The sequence below is a fragment of the Streptomyces sp. NPDC107498 genome, assembly GCF_055582805.1.
Window position 1 is genome coordinate 1 of sequence record NZ_JBVJPE010000044.1, and the last position, 17,464, is coordinate 17,464.

Below are 17,464 nucleotides of genomic sequence, written 5' to 3' on the forward strand. Positions count from 1 at the left end.
GATCGCGCAGGGCGGCACCAACGTCTCCGGCGGCCAGCGCCAGCGCCTCGCCATCGCGCGGACGCTCGTGCAGCGGCCGGAGATCTACCTCTTCGACGACTCCTTCTCCGCGCTCGACTACGAGACGGACGCCCTGCTCCGGGCCGCGCTGTCCCGGGAGACGGCGGACTCGACGGTGGTGATCGTCGCCCAGCGCGTCTCCACCATCCGGGACGCCGACCGGATCGTCGTCCTCGACGAGGGCCGGGTCGTGGGCACCGGACGGCACCGTGAGCTGATGGCGGAGAACGAGACGTACCGGGAGATCGTGCTCTCCCAGCTGACCGAGGCGGAGGCAGCCTGATGGCCGGTCCTGGCGGACGCATGATGATGGGCCAGTCCGGTGAGCGGTCCATGGACTTCAAGAACTCGGGCAAGCGGCTGCTGAAGCAGCTGGCGCCCGAGCGCGGCACGCTCTGGCTGATGCTGATCGCCGGCGTGCTGTCGGTGGCGGCCTCCGTGGTCGGGCCGAAGATCCTCGGCAGGGCGACGGACCTGATCTTCGCGGGCGTCGTCGGGCGGAACATGCCCGAGGGCGTCACGAAGGCGCAGGCCCTGGAGAAGCTCCGCGCCGGTGGCGACGGCGGCATGGCCGACATGCTGTCCGGGGTCGACTTCACCCCCGGTCGGGGCATCGACTTCGGCGCGGTCGGCGGGGTCCTGCTGTGGGTCCTCGCGGTCTACGTGGCGGCGGGCCTGCTGATGCTGGTCTCCACCCGCATGTCGATCAAGGTGATCAACCGGACGGTCTACCGGATGCGGGAGGACGTCCAGACGAAGCTGGCGCGGCTGCCCCTGTCGTACTTCGACAAGGCGAAGCGCGGCGAGGTGCTGTCCCGGGCGACCAACGACATCGACAACATCTCGCAGACCCTCCAGCAGTCGATGGGCCAGCTGATCAACTCGCTGCTCACGATCGTCGGCGTGCTCGGGATGATGTTCTGGATCTCGCCGCTGCTCGCGCTGGTGGCGCTGGTGACGGTGCCGGTCTCGGTGTTCGTCGCGGCGAAGATCGGCAAGCGCTCGCAGCCGCACTTCGTGCAGCAGTGGAAGTCCACGGGCGCGCTCAACGCGCACGTGGAGGAGATGTACACCGGGCACGCCCTGGTGAAGGTCTTCGGCCGGCAGGAGGAGTCCGCGGAGGACTTCCGCGAGCAGAACGAGGCGCTGTACGAGGCCGGGTTCAAGGCGCAGTTCAACAGCGGTGTGATGCAGCCGGTGATGTTCTTCGTCTCGAACATCAACTACGTGCTCGTGGCCGTGGTCGGCGGCCTGCGGGTGGCGACCGGCAGCCTGTCCATCGGTGACGTGCAGGCCTTCATCCAGTACTCGCGCCAGTTCTCGATGCCGCTGACGCAGGTCGCGTCGATGGCGAACCTGGTGCAGTCCGGTGTCGCCTCGGCGGAGCGGATCTTCGAGCTGCTCGACGCGGAGGAGCAGGAGCCGGACGGCCCGACGAGCGAGAAGCCGTTGGACCTCAAGGGCAAGGTGGCCCTGGAGGGCGTCTCCTTCCGTTACGAGGAGGACAAGCCGCTCATCGAGGACCTGTCGCTCACGGTGGAACCGGGACAGACGGTCGCGATCGTCGGCCCGACCGGTGCCGGCAAGACGACCCTGGTGAACCTGCTGATGCGGTTCTACGAGGTGACGGGCGGCCGGATCACCCTGGACGGGGTGGACGTGGCGAAGATGTCCCGCGAGGAGCTGCGGAAGGGCATCGGCATGGTCCTCCAGGACACCTGGCTCTTCGGCGGCACCATCGCGGACAACATCGCGTACGGCGCCACGCGTCCGGTGTCCCGGGCCGAGGTGGAGGAGGCGGCGCGCGCCGCGCACGCCGACCGGTTCGTCCGGACCCTGCCGGAGGGGTACGACACGGTGATCGAGGACGACGGGGCGGGGGTCAGCGCGGGCGAGAAGCAGCTGATCACCATCGCGCGGGCGTTCCTGTCCGATCCGGTGATCCTCGTCCTGGACGAGGCGACCAGTTCGGTCGACACCCGCACCGAGGTCCTCATCCAGAAGGCGATGGCCCGACTCGCGGCCGGGCGGACCTCGTTCGTGATCGCGCACCGGCTCTCCACGATCCGGGACGCGGACGTGATCCTGGTGATGGAGAACGGCTCGATCGTCGAACAGGGCACGCACGAGGAGCTGTTGTCGTCCGGCGGGGCCTACGCCCGGTTGTACGCGGCACAGTTCGCGCAGGCGGTCGCCGAGGTCGACTGACCGGCCCCCGCGTCTCTCCGTCGTGCGACCCGTACCGCATGATGCGCGGCACGGGTCGCACGACGGAGGGTTCCTGGGTGCCTTCGGCCCCCCTGTGGGCCGGCATCGGAAAGCGCGGGGACGGCGGCGCTGCTGCTCCTGCAGGCGGACGGCCGTCGGGCCCTCACCGTCGGTGAGGCGGACTTCTAGTCCAGATAGCCCCGCAGCTGGTCCGCGTAGGCGTGGTCCCGCAGTTTGTTGAGGGTCTTGGACTCGATCTGGCGGATGCGTTCGCGCGTCACGCCGAAGATCCGGCCTATCTCCTCCAGGGTGCGGGGCCTGCCGTCGTCGAGGCCGTAGCGGAGCTGGACGACCTTGCGCTCGCGTTCGCCGAGGGTGGAGAGGACGTCCTCCAGGTGGCGGCGGAGCAGCAGGAAGGCGGCGGACTCGACGGGTGAGGCGGCGTCGCCGTCCTCGATGAGGTCGCCGAGGGCGACGTCCTCCTCCTCGCCGACGGGGGCGTGCAGGGAGACGGGTTCCTGGGCGAGGCGGAGGACCTCGCCGACCCGTTCGGGGGCCAGGTCCAGCTGGGCGGCGACCTCTTCGGCGGTGGGTTCGTAGCCGCGTTCCTGGAGCATGTGGCGCTGGACGCGGATGACGCGGTTGATGAGTTCGACGACGTGCACGGGGACGCGGATGGTCCGGGCCTGGTCGGCGAGGGCCCGGGACATGGCCTGGCGGATCCACCAGGTGGCGTACGTGGAGAACTTGTAGCCCCGCGCGTAGTCGAACTTCTCGACGGCCCTGATGAGGCCGAGGTTCCCCTCCTGGACGAGGTCGAGCATGGTGAGGCCGCGGCCCACGTACCGTTTGGCGACGGAGACGACGAGGCGGAGGTTGGCCTCGATGAGCTTGCGCTTGGCGATCCGGCCGAGGACGACGATCCGGTCCAGGTCGGTCGCCAACCGGGTGTCCAGGTCGGGGGTGTTGGCGAGTTTCTCCTCGGCGAAGAGCCCGGCCTCGACGCGGCGGGCGAGTTCGACCTCCTCCTCGGCGCTGAGCAGCGGGATGCGGCCGATCTCGCGCAGGTACTGGCGGAAGAGGTCGGAGGAGGGGCCGTTGCCGCCGAGGTCGCCGGTGGGGCGGCGCCGGACGGGTGTCTCCGGCAGCTCGTCCGGCTCGCCGGGGGACGGTTCCTGCGACACGGTCCGGGTCTCGGTCTGCACGGCGGGCGACCTCCAGGAGGGGCGGAACGACACCGTCACCCAGTGTGGGGTACGACACATCGCCGCCACGAGGGGCGTGCGGTGACTTTTTGAGACCGGGGCGTGACCGAACGTGTGTCAGAGGGCCGCGGCGCCGTTGTTCCGGAGGGACTGCCCGTACTGGGTGAGGACCCACAGCTCGTTCTGGACGGCGGCGAGCCGCTCGGGGTCGCCGTTCGGGCCGAGTCGGGCCAGGGTGCCCTGGACCTCGCGGATGCGGCGGTCGACGGCGCGGAGACGGACGGTGACGAGCTGGTCCCCGGCGTAGGCCTCGTCGACGGTCTTGGCGAAGATCGTCTCGACGGCGAGTTCGGTGACGAGGGCGCGGACCGAGTCGTTGGGGGCGGCCTCGCGAACGGCGTCGAGGTAGTCGGAAGGGGCGCCGGTGGCGCCGCCCGCGTCCATGACGCACTGCCGGACGGCCGCGTAGGGCGGGGCGGTGAACTCGTCGACCCCGTAGGCGTCGAAGGCCGGGGAGACCAGTTCGGGCCGCTGGAGGGCGAGCTTGAGGAGCTCCCGCTCGGTGCGGTGGGCGGGGCTGCGCAGGTTGAGCGCGGGGCCCGGGGGGACGGCGGCCGGGGCCGGGGTGTCGTAGGTCCGCGGGGACTGCTGACGGCTCGGGCCGCGCTCGCCGCCCTGCCGCTGCCATCGGGCGATCTGGGCGACCCGCCGGACCACGAACTGGGTGTCGAGGATGCCGAGCATGCCGGCGAGCTGGACGGCGACCTCGTGCTGGGAGGCGATGTTCTTGATCTTCGCGACGATCGGTGCGGCCTCGTCGAGGGCGGCGGCGCGTCCCGCCGGGGTCTCCAGGTCGTACCGCGTCACGATCTGGCGGAGGGCGAACTCGAAGAGCGGGGTGCGGGGCTGGACGAGGTCGGCGACGGCCTCGTCGCCCTTGGCCAGGCGGAGGTCGCAGGGGTCCATGCCGTCGGGGGCGATGGCGATGTACGTCTCGGCGGCGAACTTCTGGTCGTCCTCGAAGGCGCGCAGGGCGGCCTTCTGGCCGGCGGCGTCGCCGTCGAAGGTGAAGATGACGCGGGCCGAGCCGTTGTCCATGAGGAGCCGGCGGAGGATCTTGATGTGGTCGCCGCCGAAGGCGGTGCCGCAGGTGGCGATGGCGGTGGTGACGCCGGCGAGGTGGCAGGCCATGACGTCGGTGTAGCCCTCGACGACGACGGCCCGGCTGATCTTGGCGATGTCCTTCTTGGCCAGGTCGATGCCGTAGAGCACCTGGGACTTCTTGTAGATCGGCGTCTCGGGCGTGTTGAGGTACTTGGGGCCGTTGTCGTCGTCGCGGAGCTTGCGCGCGCCGAAGCCGACGATCTCGCCGCCGACGTCCTTGATCGGCCACATGAGGCGGCCGCGGAAGCGGTCGATGGGGCCGCGGCGGCCGTCCTGGGAGAGGCCGGAGAGGATCAGCTCCTTGTCGGAGAAGCCCTTGCCGCGCAGGAAGCGGGTGAGGTGGTCCCAGCCGGCCGGGGAGTAGCCGACGCCGAAGTGCTCGGCGGCGGCCTGGTCGAAGCCGCGCTCGGCGAGGAACTTCCGGCCGATCTCGGCCTCGGGGGAGCCGAGCTGGCCGGCGTAGTACTCGGCGGCGGCCTTGTGGGCCTCGATCAGGCGGATGCGTTCGCCGCGCTGGTGGCCGGGGTTGTAGCCGCCCTCCTCGTACCGCAGGGTGATGCCCGCCTTCGCGGCGAGGCGCTCGACCGTCTCCGAGAAGGAGAGATGGTCGATCTTCATCACGAAGGCGATGGTGTCGCCGCCTTCCTGGCAGCCGAAGCAGTGGAAGAGTCCCTTGCTGGGGCTGACCTGGAAGGAGGGCGACTTCTCGTCGTGGAAGGGGCAGAGGCCCTTGAGGTTCCCGCCGCCCGCGTTGCGCAGCTGGAGGTACTCGGACACGACGGCGTCGATCGGGACCGCGTCCCGTACCGCCTTCACGTCGTCATCGTTGATCCTGCCTGCCACGCGTGAAGTCTACGGGTGACCGGCGGGGATCAGATCAGGCTCTCCAGGGGCACGGAGGGGTCGGCGAGGGCCTCCGGGTCCACGGCCGTGCGGGCGCGGATGAGGTCCTGGATCGGGCCTGTGACGTCCCACACATTCACGTTCATCCCGGCGAGGACCCGGCCCTCCTTGAGCCAGAAGGCGATGAACTCGCGCTTGCCGGTGTCGCCGCGGACCACGACCTGGTCGTACGTGCCGGGCGGCGCCCAGCCCGAGTACTCCATGCCCAGGTCGTACTGGTCGGAGAAGAAGTAGGGCACCCGGTCGTACGAGACGCGCTGTCCGAGCATGGCGCGGGCTGCGGCCGGGCCGCCGTTGAGGGCGTTGGCCCAGTGTTCGACGCGGAGCCGGGTGTGCAGCAGCGGGTGGTGGGCGGCGGCCACGTCGCCGGCGGCGAAGACGTCGGGGTCGGAGGTGCGCAGGGACTCGTCGACGGCGACGCCGCCGCCGTCGGCCCGGTCGACGAGGGCGAGTCCCGAGTTCTCGGCGAGGGCGGTGCGGGGTGCGGCGCCGATCGCGGCGAGGACGGCGTGTGCCGGGTGCTCCTCGCCGTCGTCGGTGCGGACGGCGAGGACCATGCCGTCCTGGCCGACGATCTCGGTGAGCCGGGCGCCGAAGTGGAAGCGGACGCCGTGGTCGGCGTGCAGGTCGGCGAAGAGCTGGCCGAGCTCGGGGCCGAGGACCCGGTGCAGCGGGGTGGGGTCGGCCTCGACGACGGTGACCTCGGCGCCGTAGCCGCGGGCGGCGGCGGCGACCTCCAGGCCGATCCAGCCGCCGCCGGCGATCACCAGGTGGCCGTTGTCCCGGCCGAGGCCGGCGAGGACCTGGCGGAGCCGGTCGGCGTGGGCGAGCCGCCGCAGGTGGTGGACGCCGGCGAGCTCGGTGCCGGGGACGTCGAGGCGGCGCGGCTCGGCGCCGGTGGCGAGGAGCAGCTTGTCGTAGCGGATGACGGTGCCGTCGCCGAGGCGGACGGTGTGGGCCTCGCGGTCGACGGCGGTGACGGCCTGGCCGAGGTGGAGCTCGATGTCGTTCGCCGCGTACCAGGCGGCCTCGTGGACGAAGGCGTCGTCGCGCTCCTTGGCGCCGGTGAGGTAGCCCTTGGAGAGCGGTGGGCGCTCGTAGGGGTGGTCGCGTTCGTCGCCGATGAGGATCACCCGGCCGTTGAACCCCTCGGCGCGCAGGGTCTCCGCCGCTTTGGCCCCTGCCAGGCCCCCGCCGACGATGACAAAGGTCTGATCTGCGTCGACCACGTCGTTTCCTCCTCGTTGCGACCGGTTCCAACCTACGCCCCCGGGTGTTCGTCCCGTCGTACCTCCCCGGGCCGTGCCTGCGAGGGTCCCGTACGGAGGGGGGCGACGGAAGAGGGCCTGTACGGCCTAACGGGGGGCGCGGAGGCGGGCGTGGAGGGCCCGGGCGGAGGCGTCCGTGAGGCCGGCGATCTGGTCGACGAGGACGCGCTTGCGGGCCCGGTCGTCGCGGGCCGCGTCGAACGCGGCCCGGAACTGCGGTTCGAGGCCGTCGGGGGCGCGGGCGACGAGGGCCTCGGCGAGCTCGGCGACGACGACGCGCTGGTCGGCGCGGAGCGCCTCCTGCTGGGGGCGCTGCATCACGTACCGGTCGGCGACGGCCTTCAGGACGGCGCACTCGTTGCGGGTGGTGCGGGGGACGACCAGCTCGGCCCCGTACCGGGTGAGGCGGCCGGAGCCGTGGGCCTGCCGGGTGGCGCCCTCGGCGGCGAGGCAGAAGCGGCCGATGAGCTGGCTGGTGGCGTCCTTGAGGCGGGCCTGGGCGACGGCCGAGCCGTCGTAGCCGTGCGGCCACCACTCCTGGTCGACGAGGCGGTCGAGGGCCTCGGCGAGCTCCTGCGGGTCGGTGTCCTCCGGTACGTAGCGGCCGATGGCGACCGTCCAGATGTCGGCGCGCTCGGGCTCGGCGAGGAGCATGTTCGGGTCGATGTGCCCGGCGTGCAGTCCGTCCTCGAAGTCGTGGACGGAGTAGGCCACGTCGTCGGACCAGTCCATGACCTGGGCCTCGAAGCACTTGCGGTGGGCGGGGGCGCCCTGCCGGATCCACTCGAAGACGGGCAGGTCGTCCTCGTACACGCCGAACTTCGGCGAGCCGGGGTCCTCGGGGTGGCCGCCGCGCGCCCACGGGTACTTGGTGGCGGCGTCGAGGGCGGCGCGGGTGAGGTTCAGCCCCACGCTGACGAGGTCCCCGTCGGCGTCCTCCACGAAGCGCTTCGGCTCGATGCGGGTGAGGAGGCGGAGCGACTGGGCGTTCCCCTCGAAGCCGCCGCAGTCCTCGGCGACGTCGTTGAGCGCCTGCTCGCCGTTGTGCCCGAAGGGCGGGTGGCCCATGTCGTGGGAGAGGCAGGCGGCCTCGACGAGATCGGGATCGCAGCCGAGGGCCGCGCCCAGCTCCCGGCCGACCTGGGCGCACTCCAGGGAGTGCGTGAGCCGGGTGCGGGGGCTGGCGTCCCAGGCGTGGGTCCGGGTGCCGGGGGTGACGACCTGCGTCTTGCCGGCGAGCCTGCGGAGCGCGGCGGAGTGCAGCACGCGGGCGCGGTCGCGCTGGAAGGCGGTGCGTCCGGGGCGCTTGTCGGGCTCGGTCGCCCAGCGCTGGGTCGCGGTCTCGTCGTATCCGGGGGTGTCGGTGATGTCTGCGCTGTCCTTGGTGTCCTCGATGCCTGCCATGCGTCGAAGGTAACCGGAGGGACCGACAGAAGGGCTCAGACGGCGGCGAGTTCCCGAGCGGGAAGGGGGGTGCGGGCCTGGTCGTAGCGGTGCAGGACCAGGCGGACGAGGGCCGGGTGGGCGCCCAGCGGGGCCGCCGCGACCCAGGGGGCGCCGGCGGCGGCGCGGGTCGCGAAGAGACCGGGGGCGGTGAAGCAGGAGGCGACGGCGACCCGGTGCCGGCCACGGGCGGTGAGCGCGCGGACGGCGTCGGGCACGGTGGGCGCGGCGGCGGAGGCGTACGCGGGGACGACGGGGACGCCTCCGAGGCGCTCGCCGAGGAGGGTGGCGATCCGGCGGATCACGGCGCCGGACCGGGGGTCGCGGGAGCCGGCGGAGGCGAGGACGACGCCGGTGGCGTCCGTGTCGCCGGGCGTCCAGCCGGCCTCGGCGAGGCGGTCGGCGAGGGCCTCGACGAGGAGGGGGTGGGCGCCGAGGGGATCGGCCACGCGGGCGCGGAGGGCGGGGGTGCGGGCCAGGGCGGCGGGCAGGTCGTGGGTGACGTGGTGGCCGGGGGCGAAGAGGAGGGGGACGAGGACGGCGTCCCGGCCGTCGGCGGCGAGCTCGGCGAGGGCGTCGTCGAGCAGCGGGGCGTTCAGCTCGATGTGGGCGAGGCGCGCGTCGAGCCCCGGGCGCAGCTCGCGGACCCGGTCGAGGAGGCGGGCCAGGGCGGCCCGGGCCCGGGGGTCGCGGCTGCCGTGGCCCACGGCGACGAGGACGGGGTCGGGCGCGGGCACGGCGGTGGCGGGCACGGGAGCAGTGGTGGCGGGCACGGTGCGGCTCTGTCCGGCACGGGCGGGAACGTTCATCGGCGGGCATACCTCCTCGTCGTGCTTCCGCTGCCGACGGCCGTACGGACGCACCCGGTCCGATGGGTCCCCGAGCTGTCCGGCGATCCCTCCCGGCGGCCCGGCGGCACCGGCGAACGCGCTGTCCGGCTCCGTCGTGTGCCGATCCTGACGGGCCCGCGTTGCCTCGCCGTTTCCGGCGCGTGACGGGTCTTCGCGCGTGCCCCGCGGGGCCGGACGGCGTGCGCCGGCGCCGATGTGGCGCCCCGCGGGGAGGGCGCCGAGAATGGGAGGGCCGGACGGCGTGCGCGACGGCGCCCGTGGACCCGGCAGGGATTCAGGTGATCGCGCATGTGTCGATGGCTCGCGTATTCGGGAACGCCGGTGTTGCTCGACACCCTCCTGTACAAGCCGGCCCACTCCCTGATCGACCAGAGCCTGCACTCCAAGCTCGGCGTGGAGACCACCAACGGCGACGGATTCGGCGTCGGCTGGTACTCGGAGCACGACGAGACCCCGGCGCTGATGAGGGACGTGGGCCCCGCCTGGAACAACCGCAACCTGCGGGAGTTGGCGGACCACGTCCGCTCCCCGCTGTTCTTCGCCCACATCCGGGCGTCGACCGGGACGGCGGTGCAGCAGTCGAACTGCCACCCGTTCCGGCACGGCCGCTGGATGTTCATGCACAACGGCGCCATCGCCGGCTTCCACCTCATGCGCCGCGACCTCGCCCTGCTCGTCGACCCCGCGCTCTACCTCGACATGGAGGGCACGACGGACTCCGAGGCGATGTTCTACCTGGCCCTCACCTTCGGCCTGGACCAGGACCCGCCCGCCGCCGTGGCGCGGATGGCGGGCGTCGTGGAACGGATCGGCCACGAGCACGGGGTGGAGTTCCCCCTCCAGATGACGATCGCCCTCACCGACGGCGAGCGCCTCTGGGCCTTCCGCTACTCCAGCGCGCACGCCTCCCGCTCGCTGTTCTACAGCAGCCGGGTGGAGTCGCTGCGCAGGCTCCATCCCGACGTGGCCTTCCTGCAGGACATCTCCGACGAGACCCGTCTCGTCGTCTCCGAGCCCCTCGGCGACCTGCCCGGCGCCTGGAACGAGGTCCCGGAGAGCAGCTACGGCGTCGTGCAGCCCGGCACCGACGAACTCCACCGGTTCGCCCCCGCGGCGGCGTGACGGCGGTCCGGGCCGCACCACGGGACCGGCGCCCGCCCGGGACCGTTCCGTGCCGACGGGTCAGTGCGCGGGGTGCCAGACGTAGCGGACGTCCGGTTCCCGTTCCTCGTTGCGCGTGCCGTCCGTGCGCTCGGCCTCCACGAAGCCGTGCCGTTCGTAGAAACGTCGCGCCGGGGCGTTGACCTGGAACGTCCACAGGTGGAGACCGGTCGCGCGGCGCTGCTTCGCCAGCTCCACGAGACGGTCGCCGATGCCGTGGCCGCGCCACGGCGGATCGACGTAGAGCTGGTCCAGCTCCTCGTCGTCCAGCACCATCACGGCGACGACCGAGCCGTCGGCCGTGGCCACCCAGGTCTCCTGGCCGGGCACGACCACGTGCCTGATCCAGGACCTGACCTGTTCGTCCGTGTGGGCTCGGCGCACGTCCGGAAGGGCTGCCGCACGGGAGCGCAGCCACACCTCGGCCACCGCGGCGGCATCGGAGTCGACCGCGCGGCGGAGGGCGAGGGAGTCGATCTTCACGGCTCGGATCGTACGCGGGCCCCGCCCCTCCCCTCTCCCCTTTTTTCCTTCCGAATCACGGAATATCTTTTCCGTTATGAGAATGTCCCCGCCCGCGCTCCCCCGGCGCGCCGCAGCCGAGTTCATCGGCACCGCCGCCCTCGTCGCCGTCGTCGTCGGCTCCGGCATCCGCGCCGACTCCCTGAGCCAGGACACCGGCGTCCGGCTGCTCGCCAACGCCGCCGCGTCCGCCCTCGGCCTCGGCCTGCTGATCGCCCTCATCGGCCCGCTCTCCGGAGCCCACTTCAACCCCGTCGTGACGCTCTCCGAGTGGTGGTCCCGACGCCGCGAGGGCAAGGGGCGCGAGGTCCTCGCCTACATCGCCGCCCAGCTGTCCGGAGCCGTCACCGGCGCCCTGCTCGCCGAGGTGATGTTCGGGCGGACGCCCGGCTCCTGGGCCACCGAGCCGCGCGCCGCGCTCCACCTCCTCCTCGGCGAGGCCGTCGCCACCGCCGGGCTCGTCCTCGTCGTCCGGGGCCTGCACCACACCGGCCGCCCCGCCCTCGCGCCCGTCGCGGTCGCCGGCTACATCGGCGCGGCGATCTGGTTCACCTCCTCCGGCTCCTTCGCCAATCCGGCGGCCACGCTGGGCCGGGCGTTCTCCGACTCCTTCACCGGCATCGCCCCCGCCTCCGTGCCCGCCTTCGCCGCCGCGCAGCTGCTCGGCATGCTGCTCGGGATGGGCCTCGCCGGTGTGCTCTACGGAACAGACCGGCCGTCCGGCGAACCGAACGCCGCCGAAGCGCGTCGGACCGGGTGACAGACCGACACCGCTCCCCGCCCCCGGAGGTTTCCGCATGCCGGCACGGCTCACCCGGTTGGTCCCCCGCACCACCCGGGCCCGCCGCCGCACCGTCCAGGCCGTGATGCTGGGCGCCGTCCTCGCGCTCGCCCCGGCCACCTGGATGCAGACGGCCGCCGAGCCCCGGCTCCGCACCGTCGCCGACGTGCCCGCCCGGGACGTCGGCGTCGTCTTCGGCGCCGGCCTGTGGAAGGGACGGCCCACCCCGTACCTCGCGCACCGCCTCGACACCGCCGCCGAGCTGTACCGCGCGGGCAAGGTCCGGGTCCTCCTCGTCACCGGCGACAACAGCCGGACCGCGTACGACGAGCCGAGCGCCATGCGCACCTACCTCACCGCGCGCGGGGTGCCGGGCGGGCGGATCGTCAGCGACTACGCGGGCTTCGACACCTGGGACTCCTGCGTCCGCGCCCGGAAGGTCTTCGGCGTCGACCGGGCCGTCCTCGTCACCCAGGACTTCCACATCAAGCGGGCCGTCGCGCTGTGCGGCCGGGCGGGCGTCGACGCGTACGGGGTCGGGGTCCCCGAACCCCACGACCGCACCTGGTACTACGGCACCACCCGCGAGATCTTCGCGGCGGGCAAGGCCGCCCTCGACGCCGGCCTGCGCCCCGACCCGCGCTTCCTGGGCCCGCGGGAGAAGGGCGTCACGGAGGCACTGGCGTCCCCCCGGAAGTAGGCCTCCCGCGCCCCGTCCCCGGTCCGCGCCCCGTCCCCGGTCCGGGGCCCGCCTCACCCCGTGCGGGCCGCTCCGCGGAGCGCATCGCACCGCGGCCGTAATACGCCGCGCCGCCCCGCGTAACACGCCGGACGCATGCTGGCCGCATGTCCGACGCCGCCACCGTCCCCACCCACTGCCCCTACTGCGCCCTGCAGTGCGGCATGTCGCTCCGCCCCACCGGCACGCCGGAGCTGCCCGCCGAGGTGGTCGAGCGGACCGACTTCCCCGTCAACCGGGGCGCGCTGTGCGGCAAGGGCCGCACCGCCCCCTCCGTGCTCTCCTCCCGGGTCCGGCTCACCGAGCCCCTGGTCCGGCGCCCTGACACGGGGGCCCTGGAGCCCGCGACCTGGGAGGAGGCCCTCTCCGCCGTCGCCGACGGTCTCCGCCGGACCCGCGCCGACCACGGTCCCGACGCCGTGGGGGTCTTCGGTGGCGGCGGCCTCACCAACGAGAAGGCGTACGCGCTGGGAAAGTTCGCCCGGCTCGTCCTCTCCACCTCGCAGATCGACTACAACGGCCGCTTCTGCATGTCCTCGGCCGCCGCCGCGCACCAGCGGGCCTTCGGCCTCGACCGGGGACTCCCCTTCCCCCTGGAGGACGTCCCGAGGACGGGCTGCGTGATCCTGGTCGGCTCCAACCTCGCCGAGACCATGCCGCCCGCCCTGCGCTACCTCACCGAGCTGAAGGAGAACGGCGGCCGGCTGATCGTCGTCGACCCGCGCCGCACCCGCACCGCCGAGCAGGCCGATCTGCACCTCGCTCCGCGCCCCGGCACCGACCTGGCGCTCGCCCTCGGCATGCTGCACCTGGTGGTGGCCGAAGGACGGGTGGACGAGGCGTTCGTCGAGGAGCGCACCGACGGCTGGGCGGCGGCCCGCGCCGGGGCCATGTCCCACTGGCCCGAGCAGGTCGAGCGGATCACCGGCGTGCCCGTGCCCCGGCTGCGGGAGGCCGTCGCGATGTTCTGCGACGCCGAGAACGCCATGGTGCTGACCGCGCGCGGCCCCGAACAGCAGTCCAAGGGCACCGACACCGTCGGCGCCTGGATCAACCTCTGCCTCGCCACCGGCCGGGCCGGCCGGCCGCTGAACGGCTACGGCTGCCTCACCGGCCAGGGCAACGGCCAGGGCGGCCGCGAGCACGGCCAGAAGGCCGACCAGCTGCCCGGCTACCGCAAGCTCGACGACCCGGCCGCCCGCGCGCACGTCGCCGGGGTGTGGGGCGTCGCGCCGGAGTCGCTGCCGGGGCCCGGACGGAGCGCGTACGAGCTGCTCGACGCGCTCGGCGGCGAGGTGAAGTCGCTGCTCCTCATGGGCTCCAACCCGGTGGTGTCGGCGCCGCACGCCGCACACGTCGAGGAGCGGCTGCGCTCGCTCGACTTCCTCGCCGTCGCGGACGTGGTGCTCTCGGAGACCGCCGAACTCGCCGACGTCGTCCTGCCCGTGACCCAGTGGGCGGAGGAGACCGGCACCATGACCAACCTGGAGGGCAGGGTGCTGCTGCGCCGCCGCGCCCTCGCCCCGCCCGGGGGCGTCCGCAGCGACCTGGAGGTGCTGCACGGGCTGGCCGGGCTGCTCGGCTGGGAGAAGGGCTTCCCGTCCGACCCGGAGGAGGTCTTCGAGGAGCTGCGCCGCGCCTCGGCCGGCGGGCCCGCCGACTACGCGGGCATCAGCTACCGGCGGATCGAGGAGGAGCAGGGCGTGTTCTGGCCGTGTCCGGACGAGGACCACGCGGGCACCCCGCGCCTCTTCCTGGAGCGGTTCGCGACGGCGGACGGGCGGGCCCGGTTCGTGCCGGTGGTGCACCGGGCCGCGGCCGAGGAGACGGACGCCGACTACCCGGTCGTGCTGACCACCGGCCGCGTCGTGTCCCAGTACCAGTCGGGGGCGCAGACCCGGCGGGTCGAGGAGTTGAACGCGGCGGCGCCCGGCCCCTTCGTGGAGCTCCACCCCCGGCTCGCCGAGCGGCTCGGGGTCGCCGAGGGCGAGGCGCTCGCGGTGGTCTCGCGGCGCGGGCGGGCCGTCGCCCCGGCGCGGATCACGACGGCGATCCGGCCGGACACCGTCTTCATGCCCTTCCACTGGTACGGGGAGGGGCGGGCCAACACGCTGGTGAACCCGGCGCTCGACCCGGTCTCGCGGATGCCCGAGTTCAAGGTGTGCGCGGTGCGCCTGGAGCCCGTCGCTCCCGGGAACGCTACGACCGGCTGAACCAGTCGCCGCTCTCGATGACCGGGCCGAGGGGCGCGTCCGGGGTCGCCAGGAACACCCAGGCGGACACCCGCGCCCCGTCCCGCACCCGTACGACCTCCCTCACCGCCCGCTCGTACCCGACGGGCAGCTCCAGGCGGTCGAGCAGGCCGAACAGTTCGCCGTACGCGCCGGGCGCGGGCGTGAGAAGCGTGCCGACCACCCGGCCCTTCTCCGCCGGGACGACGTACGGACTGCCCGGCCCGTCGTGCAGGACCGCCCCGTCCAGCACGGCGTCCGCCTCGGTGCCGATGCGGCCGGCGAGGAAGCGGTCGTGGTTGTGCGCGCCCGGGCGCAGCGTCCCGTACACGAAGAACGGCCGCTCGTCGGGCGCCGGCGCCTCGATCGCCCCGGCCGCACGGGTCTCCTGCTCGACCCAGTGGGCGTAGCCCTCGCTGACCCGGGTCACCCGGGTGGCGAGGATCTCGGGCGTCTCGTAGTCGTGGGCGGCGAGGAGGTGCGCCTCCAGGGCCTGGTAGCGGGCCTCGGTGGTCTTGAACACCACCTCCCACTCCTCGGAGGCCTCGATCGCGCCCCGCCAGTGGAAGACGGAGGTGACGGGCCCCGAGATCTGCGCGCAGGCGGCGAGCCGGGCCTCGACGGCGCCGCGCGCCAGGGCGTCGGCCTTGGCGCGCGCGTCGGTGGTGGTGCGGACGGTGACGATCACGTCTCCACCGTACGGGCGAACTGGGCGGCGTGCAGCCGGGCGTAGGCCCCGTCGGCGGCGAGGAGTTCCTCGTGGGTGCCCTGCTCGGCGATCGAGCCGTCCTCCATCACCAGGATCACGTCCGCGTCCCGGATCGTGGAGAGCCGGTGGGCGACGACGAAGCTGGTGCGGCCGGCCCGCAGGGAGGTCATGGCCTGCTGGACGAGGAGCTCGGTGCGGGTGTCGACGGAGCTGGTGGCCTCGTCGAGGACGAGGACCACCGGCTCGGCGAGGAACGCGCGGGCGAGGGTGATCAGCTGCTTCTCGCCGGCGCTGAGGCCGTCGCCGTCCTCGTCGAGGACGGTGTCGTACCCGTCGGGCAGGGTGCGGACGAACCGGTCGGCGCGGGCGGCCCGCGCGGCGGCGACGATCCGCTCGCGGGAGACCTCTCCGGGCGCCCCGTAGGCGATGTTGTCGGCGATGGTGCCGCCGAAGAGCCAGGTGTCCTGGAGGACCATGCCGGTGGCGGAGCGCAGCTCCTCCCGGGTCATCGCGGCGGTGTCGACGCCGTCGAGGGTGATCCGGCCGCCCGTCACCTCGTGGAAGCGCATGAGCAGGTTGACCAGGGTCGTCTTGCCGGCGCCGGTGGGGCCGACGATGGCGACGGTCTGTCCCGGTTCCACCGTGAGGGACAGGTCCTCGATGAGCGGCTCGCCGTCCTCGTAGCGGAAGGCGACCCCCTCGAAGGAGACCCGGCCGCGGAGTTCGGCGGGCCTGCGCGGCGCGGCGGGCTCCGGGGACTCCTCCTCGGCGTCGAGGAGGTCGAAGACCCGCTCGGCGGAGGCCACGCCGGACTGGAGGAGGTTGGCCATGGCGGCGACCTGGGTGACGGGGCCGTTGAAGTCGTACGAGTACTGGATGAAGGCCTGCACGTCGCCGACGGAGAGGGTGCCGCTCGCCACCCGCAGTCCGCCGACGACGGCGACGGCGACGTAGGTGAGGTTGCCGACGAGGGTCAGGGCGGGCTGGATGAAGCCGGAGACGAACTGGGCGCGGAAGCTCGCCCGGTGGAGCTCCTCGCCGAGCTCGTCGAAGCGGCGCACGGCCTCGGCGCGGCGGCCGAAGGCGACGACCTCGGTGTGGCCGGTGATCATCTCCTCGACGTGGCTGCCGAGCCGGCCGGTGACGGCCCACTGCTCCACGAACTGGGGCTGGGCGCGCTTGCCGACGAAGGCGGCGACGGCGATCGAGACGGGCACGGTGGCGAGGGCGACGAGGGCGAGCACCGGGGAGATCCAGAACATCATCACGAGGACGCCGGCCAGGGTGAGCAGGGCGCGCGTCATCTGGCTGAAGGCCTGCTGGAGGGTCTGGGTGATGTTGTCGATGTCGTTCGTGGTGCGGGAGAGGACCTCGCCGCGCGGTTGCCCGTCGAGGTGGGCGAGGGGCAGTCGGGCCAGTTTGCGCTGGGCCCGTTCGCGGAGTCGGTGCCCGGCCCGCTGGACGACGCCGGTGGCGATCCGCAGCTGGACCCAGGTGAGGGCGGACGAGCCGGTGACGACGACGACGGAGAGGGCGAGGATCCGGCCGACGGCCGCGAAGTCGACACCGGCGGGACCGGTGGCTCCGGTGACGACGAGGTCGGTGGCGCGGCCGAGGAGCAGGGGGCCGAGGACGGAGAGGGAGACGGCGGCGGCGCCGGCGGCGAGGACGGCGAGCAGCAGGGCCCGGTCGGGGGCGAGGGTGCGCAGCAGGCGGAGGCCGGAGGAGCGGAAGGAGAGGGAGCGTTCGAGGGAGGGGGTGGCGAGGCCGGGGCCGCGCTGGGGCGGGGGGCCGGTGCGGGCGGGGGCCTTCGCGGGGCCGGGGGCGGTGCCGGTACGGGCGTCGGGGCCGGTGGCCCGGGGCGCGGTCGCCGTGCTCATGCGGCTTCCTCCTCGGTGAGCTGGGAGAGGACGATCTCCCGGTAGGTGGGGTTGTCCCGCATGAGGGACGTGTGGGTGCCGGTGCCGACGGTCCGGCCCCGGTCGAGGACGACGATCCGGTCGGCGTGCCGGATGGTGGAGACGCGCTGGGCGACGACGACGACGGTCGCGTCGGCGGTCTCCTCGCGCAGGGCGGCGCGGAGCCGGGCGTCGGTGCGGGGGTCGAGGGCGGAGAAGGAGTCGTCGAAGAGGTAGAGGCGGGGGCGGGCGACGAGCACGCGGGCGATGGCGAGGCGCTGGCGCTGGCCGCCCGAGAAGTTGGCGCCGCCCTGGGAGACG

The 17,464-nt window shown here is 73.4% G+C and carries 15 protein-coding genes; 6 read left to right on the top strand and 9 right to left on the bottom strand.

Annotation, left to right across the window (positions count from 1 at the left end):
- Window positions 1–343: ATP-binding cassette domain-containing protein (locus ACZ66Z_RS36135; protein ID WP_469940182.1), on the top strand; the 343-nt coding region annotated here is incomplete at its 5' end.
- Complete coding sequence (locus tag ACZ66Z_RS36140) at window positions 343–2,268, top strand: ABC transporter ATP-binding protein (RefSeq protein ID WP_469940183.1); 1,926 nt, start codon at window positions 343–345, stop codon at window positions 2,266–2,268. The genes ACZ66Z_RS36135 and ACZ66Z_RS36140, both read left to right, overlap by 1 nt.
- Before the next feature lie 185 nt (window positions 2,269–2,453).
- On the opposite strand, the gene ACZ66Z_RS36145 is transcribed toward ACZ66Z_RS36140, so the two are convergent.
- From ACZ66Z_RS36145 to ACZ66Z_RS36165, 5 genes are all read right to left on the bottom strand, one after another.
- Window positions 2,454–3,533 (bottom strand): RNA polymerase sigma factor, encoded by a 1,080-nt coding sequence (locus tag ACZ66Z_RS36145; protein WP_469940185.1) that lies wholly within the window; start codon window positions 3,531–3,533, stop codon window positions 2,454–2,456.
- A 57-nt stretch (window positions 3,534–3,590) separates the two neighbouring features.
- Window positions 3,591–5,480, bottom strand: coding sequence for a DNA primase (gene dnaG / locus ACZ66Z_RS36150; RefSeq protein WP_469940186.1), 1,890 nt, complete (start codon window positions 5,478–5,480; stop codon window positions 3,591–3,593).
- 29 nt (window positions 5,481–5,509) lie between these two features.
- Complete coding sequence (locus ACZ66Z_RS36155; RefSeq protein WP_469940188.1) at window positions 5,510–6,769, bottom strand: NAD(P)/FAD-dependent oxidoreductase; 1,260 nt, start codon at window positions 6,767–6,769, stop codon at window positions 5,510–5,512.
- Between the two features lie 126 nt (window positions 6,770–6,895).
- Window positions 6,896–8,212, bottom strand: a complete 1,317-nt coding sequence (locus ACZ66Z_RS36160) for a deoxyguanosinetriphosphate triphosphohydrolase (protein WP_469940190.1) — start codon at window positions 8,210–8,212, stop codon at window positions 6,896–6,898.
- A 35-nt stretch (window positions 8,213–8,247) separates the two neighbouring features.
- Complete coding sequence (locus ACZ66Z_RS36165) at window positions 8,248–9,060, bottom strand: sirohydrochlorin chelatase (protein ID WP_469940192.1); 813 nt, start codon at window positions 9,058–9,060, stop codon at window positions 8,248–8,250.
- A gap of 330 nt (window positions 9,061–9,390) precedes the next feature.
- Here ACZ66Z_RS36165 and ACZ66Z_RS36170 point away from each other — a divergent pair, with 330 nt between their 5' ends.
- The gene (locus tag ACZ66Z_RS36170; RefSeq protein WP_469940193.1) at window positions 9,391–10,224 is read left to right on the top strand and encodes a class II glutamine amidotransferase; all 834 of its coding nucleotides are present in this window, start codon (window positions 9,391–9,393) and stop codon (window positions 10,222–10,224) included.
- 60 nt (window positions 10,225–10,284) lie between these two features.
- Here ACZ66Z_RS36170 and ACZ66Z_RS36175 read toward each other — a convergent pair whose 3' ends face one another.
- The gene (locus ACZ66Z_RS36175) at window positions 10,285–10,746 is read right to left on the bottom strand and encodes a GNAT family N-acetyltransferase (RefSeq protein ID WP_469940194.1); all 462 of its coding nucleotides are present in this window, start codon (window positions 10,744–10,746) and stop codon (window positions 10,285–10,287) included.
- Between the two features lie 76 nt (window positions 10,747–10,822).
- On the opposite strand from ACZ66Z_RS36175, the gene ACZ66Z_RS36180 reads away from it, so the two are divergent.
- From ACZ66Z_RS36180 to ACZ66Z_RS36190, 3 genes are all read left to right on the top strand, one after another.
- Window positions 10,823–11,545: an aquaporin gene (locus tag ACZ66Z_RS36180; protein WP_469940196.1), complete on the top strand. Its 723-nt coding sequence runs from the start codon at window positions 10,823–10,825 to the stop codon at window positions 11,543–11,545.
- A 37-nt stretch (window positions 11,546–11,582) separates the two neighbouring features.
- Window positions 11,583–12,266, top strand: coding sequence for a SanA/YdcF family protein (locus ACZ66Z_RS36185; RefSeq protein ID WP_469940198.1), 684 nt, complete (start codon window positions 11,583–11,585; stop codon window positions 12,264–12,266).
- A gap of 146 nt (window positions 12,267–12,412) precedes the next feature.
- Window positions 12,413–14,518, top strand: a complete 2,106-nt coding sequence (locus ACZ66Z_RS36190; RefSeq protein WP_469940200.1) for a molybdopterin oxidoreductase family protein — start codon at window positions 12,413–12,415, stop codon at window positions 14,516–14,518.
- Here ACZ66Z_RS36190 and cutA read toward each other — a convergent pair.
- The 3 genes from cutA to ACZ66Z_RS36205 all read right to left on the bottom strand — a co-directional run.
- Window positions 14,505–15,224: a divalent cation tolerance protein CutA gene (cutA, locus tag ACZ66Z_RS36195; protein WP_469940201.1), complete on the bottom strand. Its 720-nt coding sequence runs from the start codon at window positions 15,222–15,224 to the stop codon at window positions 14,505–14,507. The two genes, ACZ66Z_RS36190 and cutA, sit on opposite strands and share 14 nt — an antisense overlap.
- Window positions 15,221–17,125, bottom strand: coding sequence for an ABC transporter ATP-binding protein (locus ACZ66Z_RS36200; RefSeq protein WP_469940203.1), 1,905 nt, complete (start codon window positions 17,123–17,125; stop codon window positions 15,221–15,223). Before ACZ66Z_RS36200 ends, cutA begins: the two co-directional genes overlap by 4 nt.
- On the bottom strand, window positions 17,122–17,464 hold a 343-nt coding region (locus ACZ66Z_RS36205; RefSeq protein WP_469940205.1), incomplete at its 5' end, for an ATP-binding cassette domain-containing protein. The genes ACZ66Z_RS36200 and ACZ66Z_RS36205, both read right to left, overlap by 4 nt.

Bases quoted from the DNA above. Each gene is read 5' to 3' on its own strand.
- ACZ66Z_RS36185 (WP_469940198.1), top strand. From the start codon at position 11,583: ATGCCGGCACGGCTCACCCGGTTGGTCCCCCGCACCACCCGGGCCCGC.
- ACZ66Z_RS36140 (WP_469940183.1), top strand. From the start codon at position 343: ATGGCCGGTCCTGGCGGACGCATGATGATGGGCCAGTCCGGTGAGCGG.
- ACZ66Z_RS36165 (WP_469940192.1), bottom strand. From the start codon at position 9,060: ATGAACGTTCCCGCCCGTGCCGGACAGAGCCGCACCGTGCCCGCCACC.
- ACZ66Z_RS36170 (WP_469940193.1), top strand. From the start codon at position 9,391: ATGTGTCGATGGCTCGCGTATTCGGGAACGCCGGTGTTGCTCGACACC.
- ACZ66Z_RS36180 (WP_469940196.1), top strand. From the start codon at position 10,823: ATGAGAATGTCCCCGCCCGCGCTCCCCCGGCGCGCCGCAGCCGAGTTC.
- ACZ66Z_RS36145 (WP_469940185.1), bottom strand. From the start codon at position 3,533: ATGTGTCGTACCCCACACTGGGTGACGGTGTCGTTCCGCCCCTCCTGG.
- ACZ66Z_RS36200 (WP_469940203.1), bottom strand. From the start codon at position 17,125: ATGAGCACGGCGACCGCGCCCCGGGCCACCGGCCCCGACGCCCGTACC.
- ACZ66Z_RS36160 (WP_469940190.1), bottom strand. From the start codon at position 8,212: ATGGCAGGCATCGAGGACACCAAGGACAGCGCAGACATCACCGACACC.
- ACZ66Z_RS36190 (WP_469940200.1), top strand. From the start codon at position 12,413: ATGTCCGACGCCGCCACCGTCCCCACCCACTGCCCCTACTGCGCCCTG.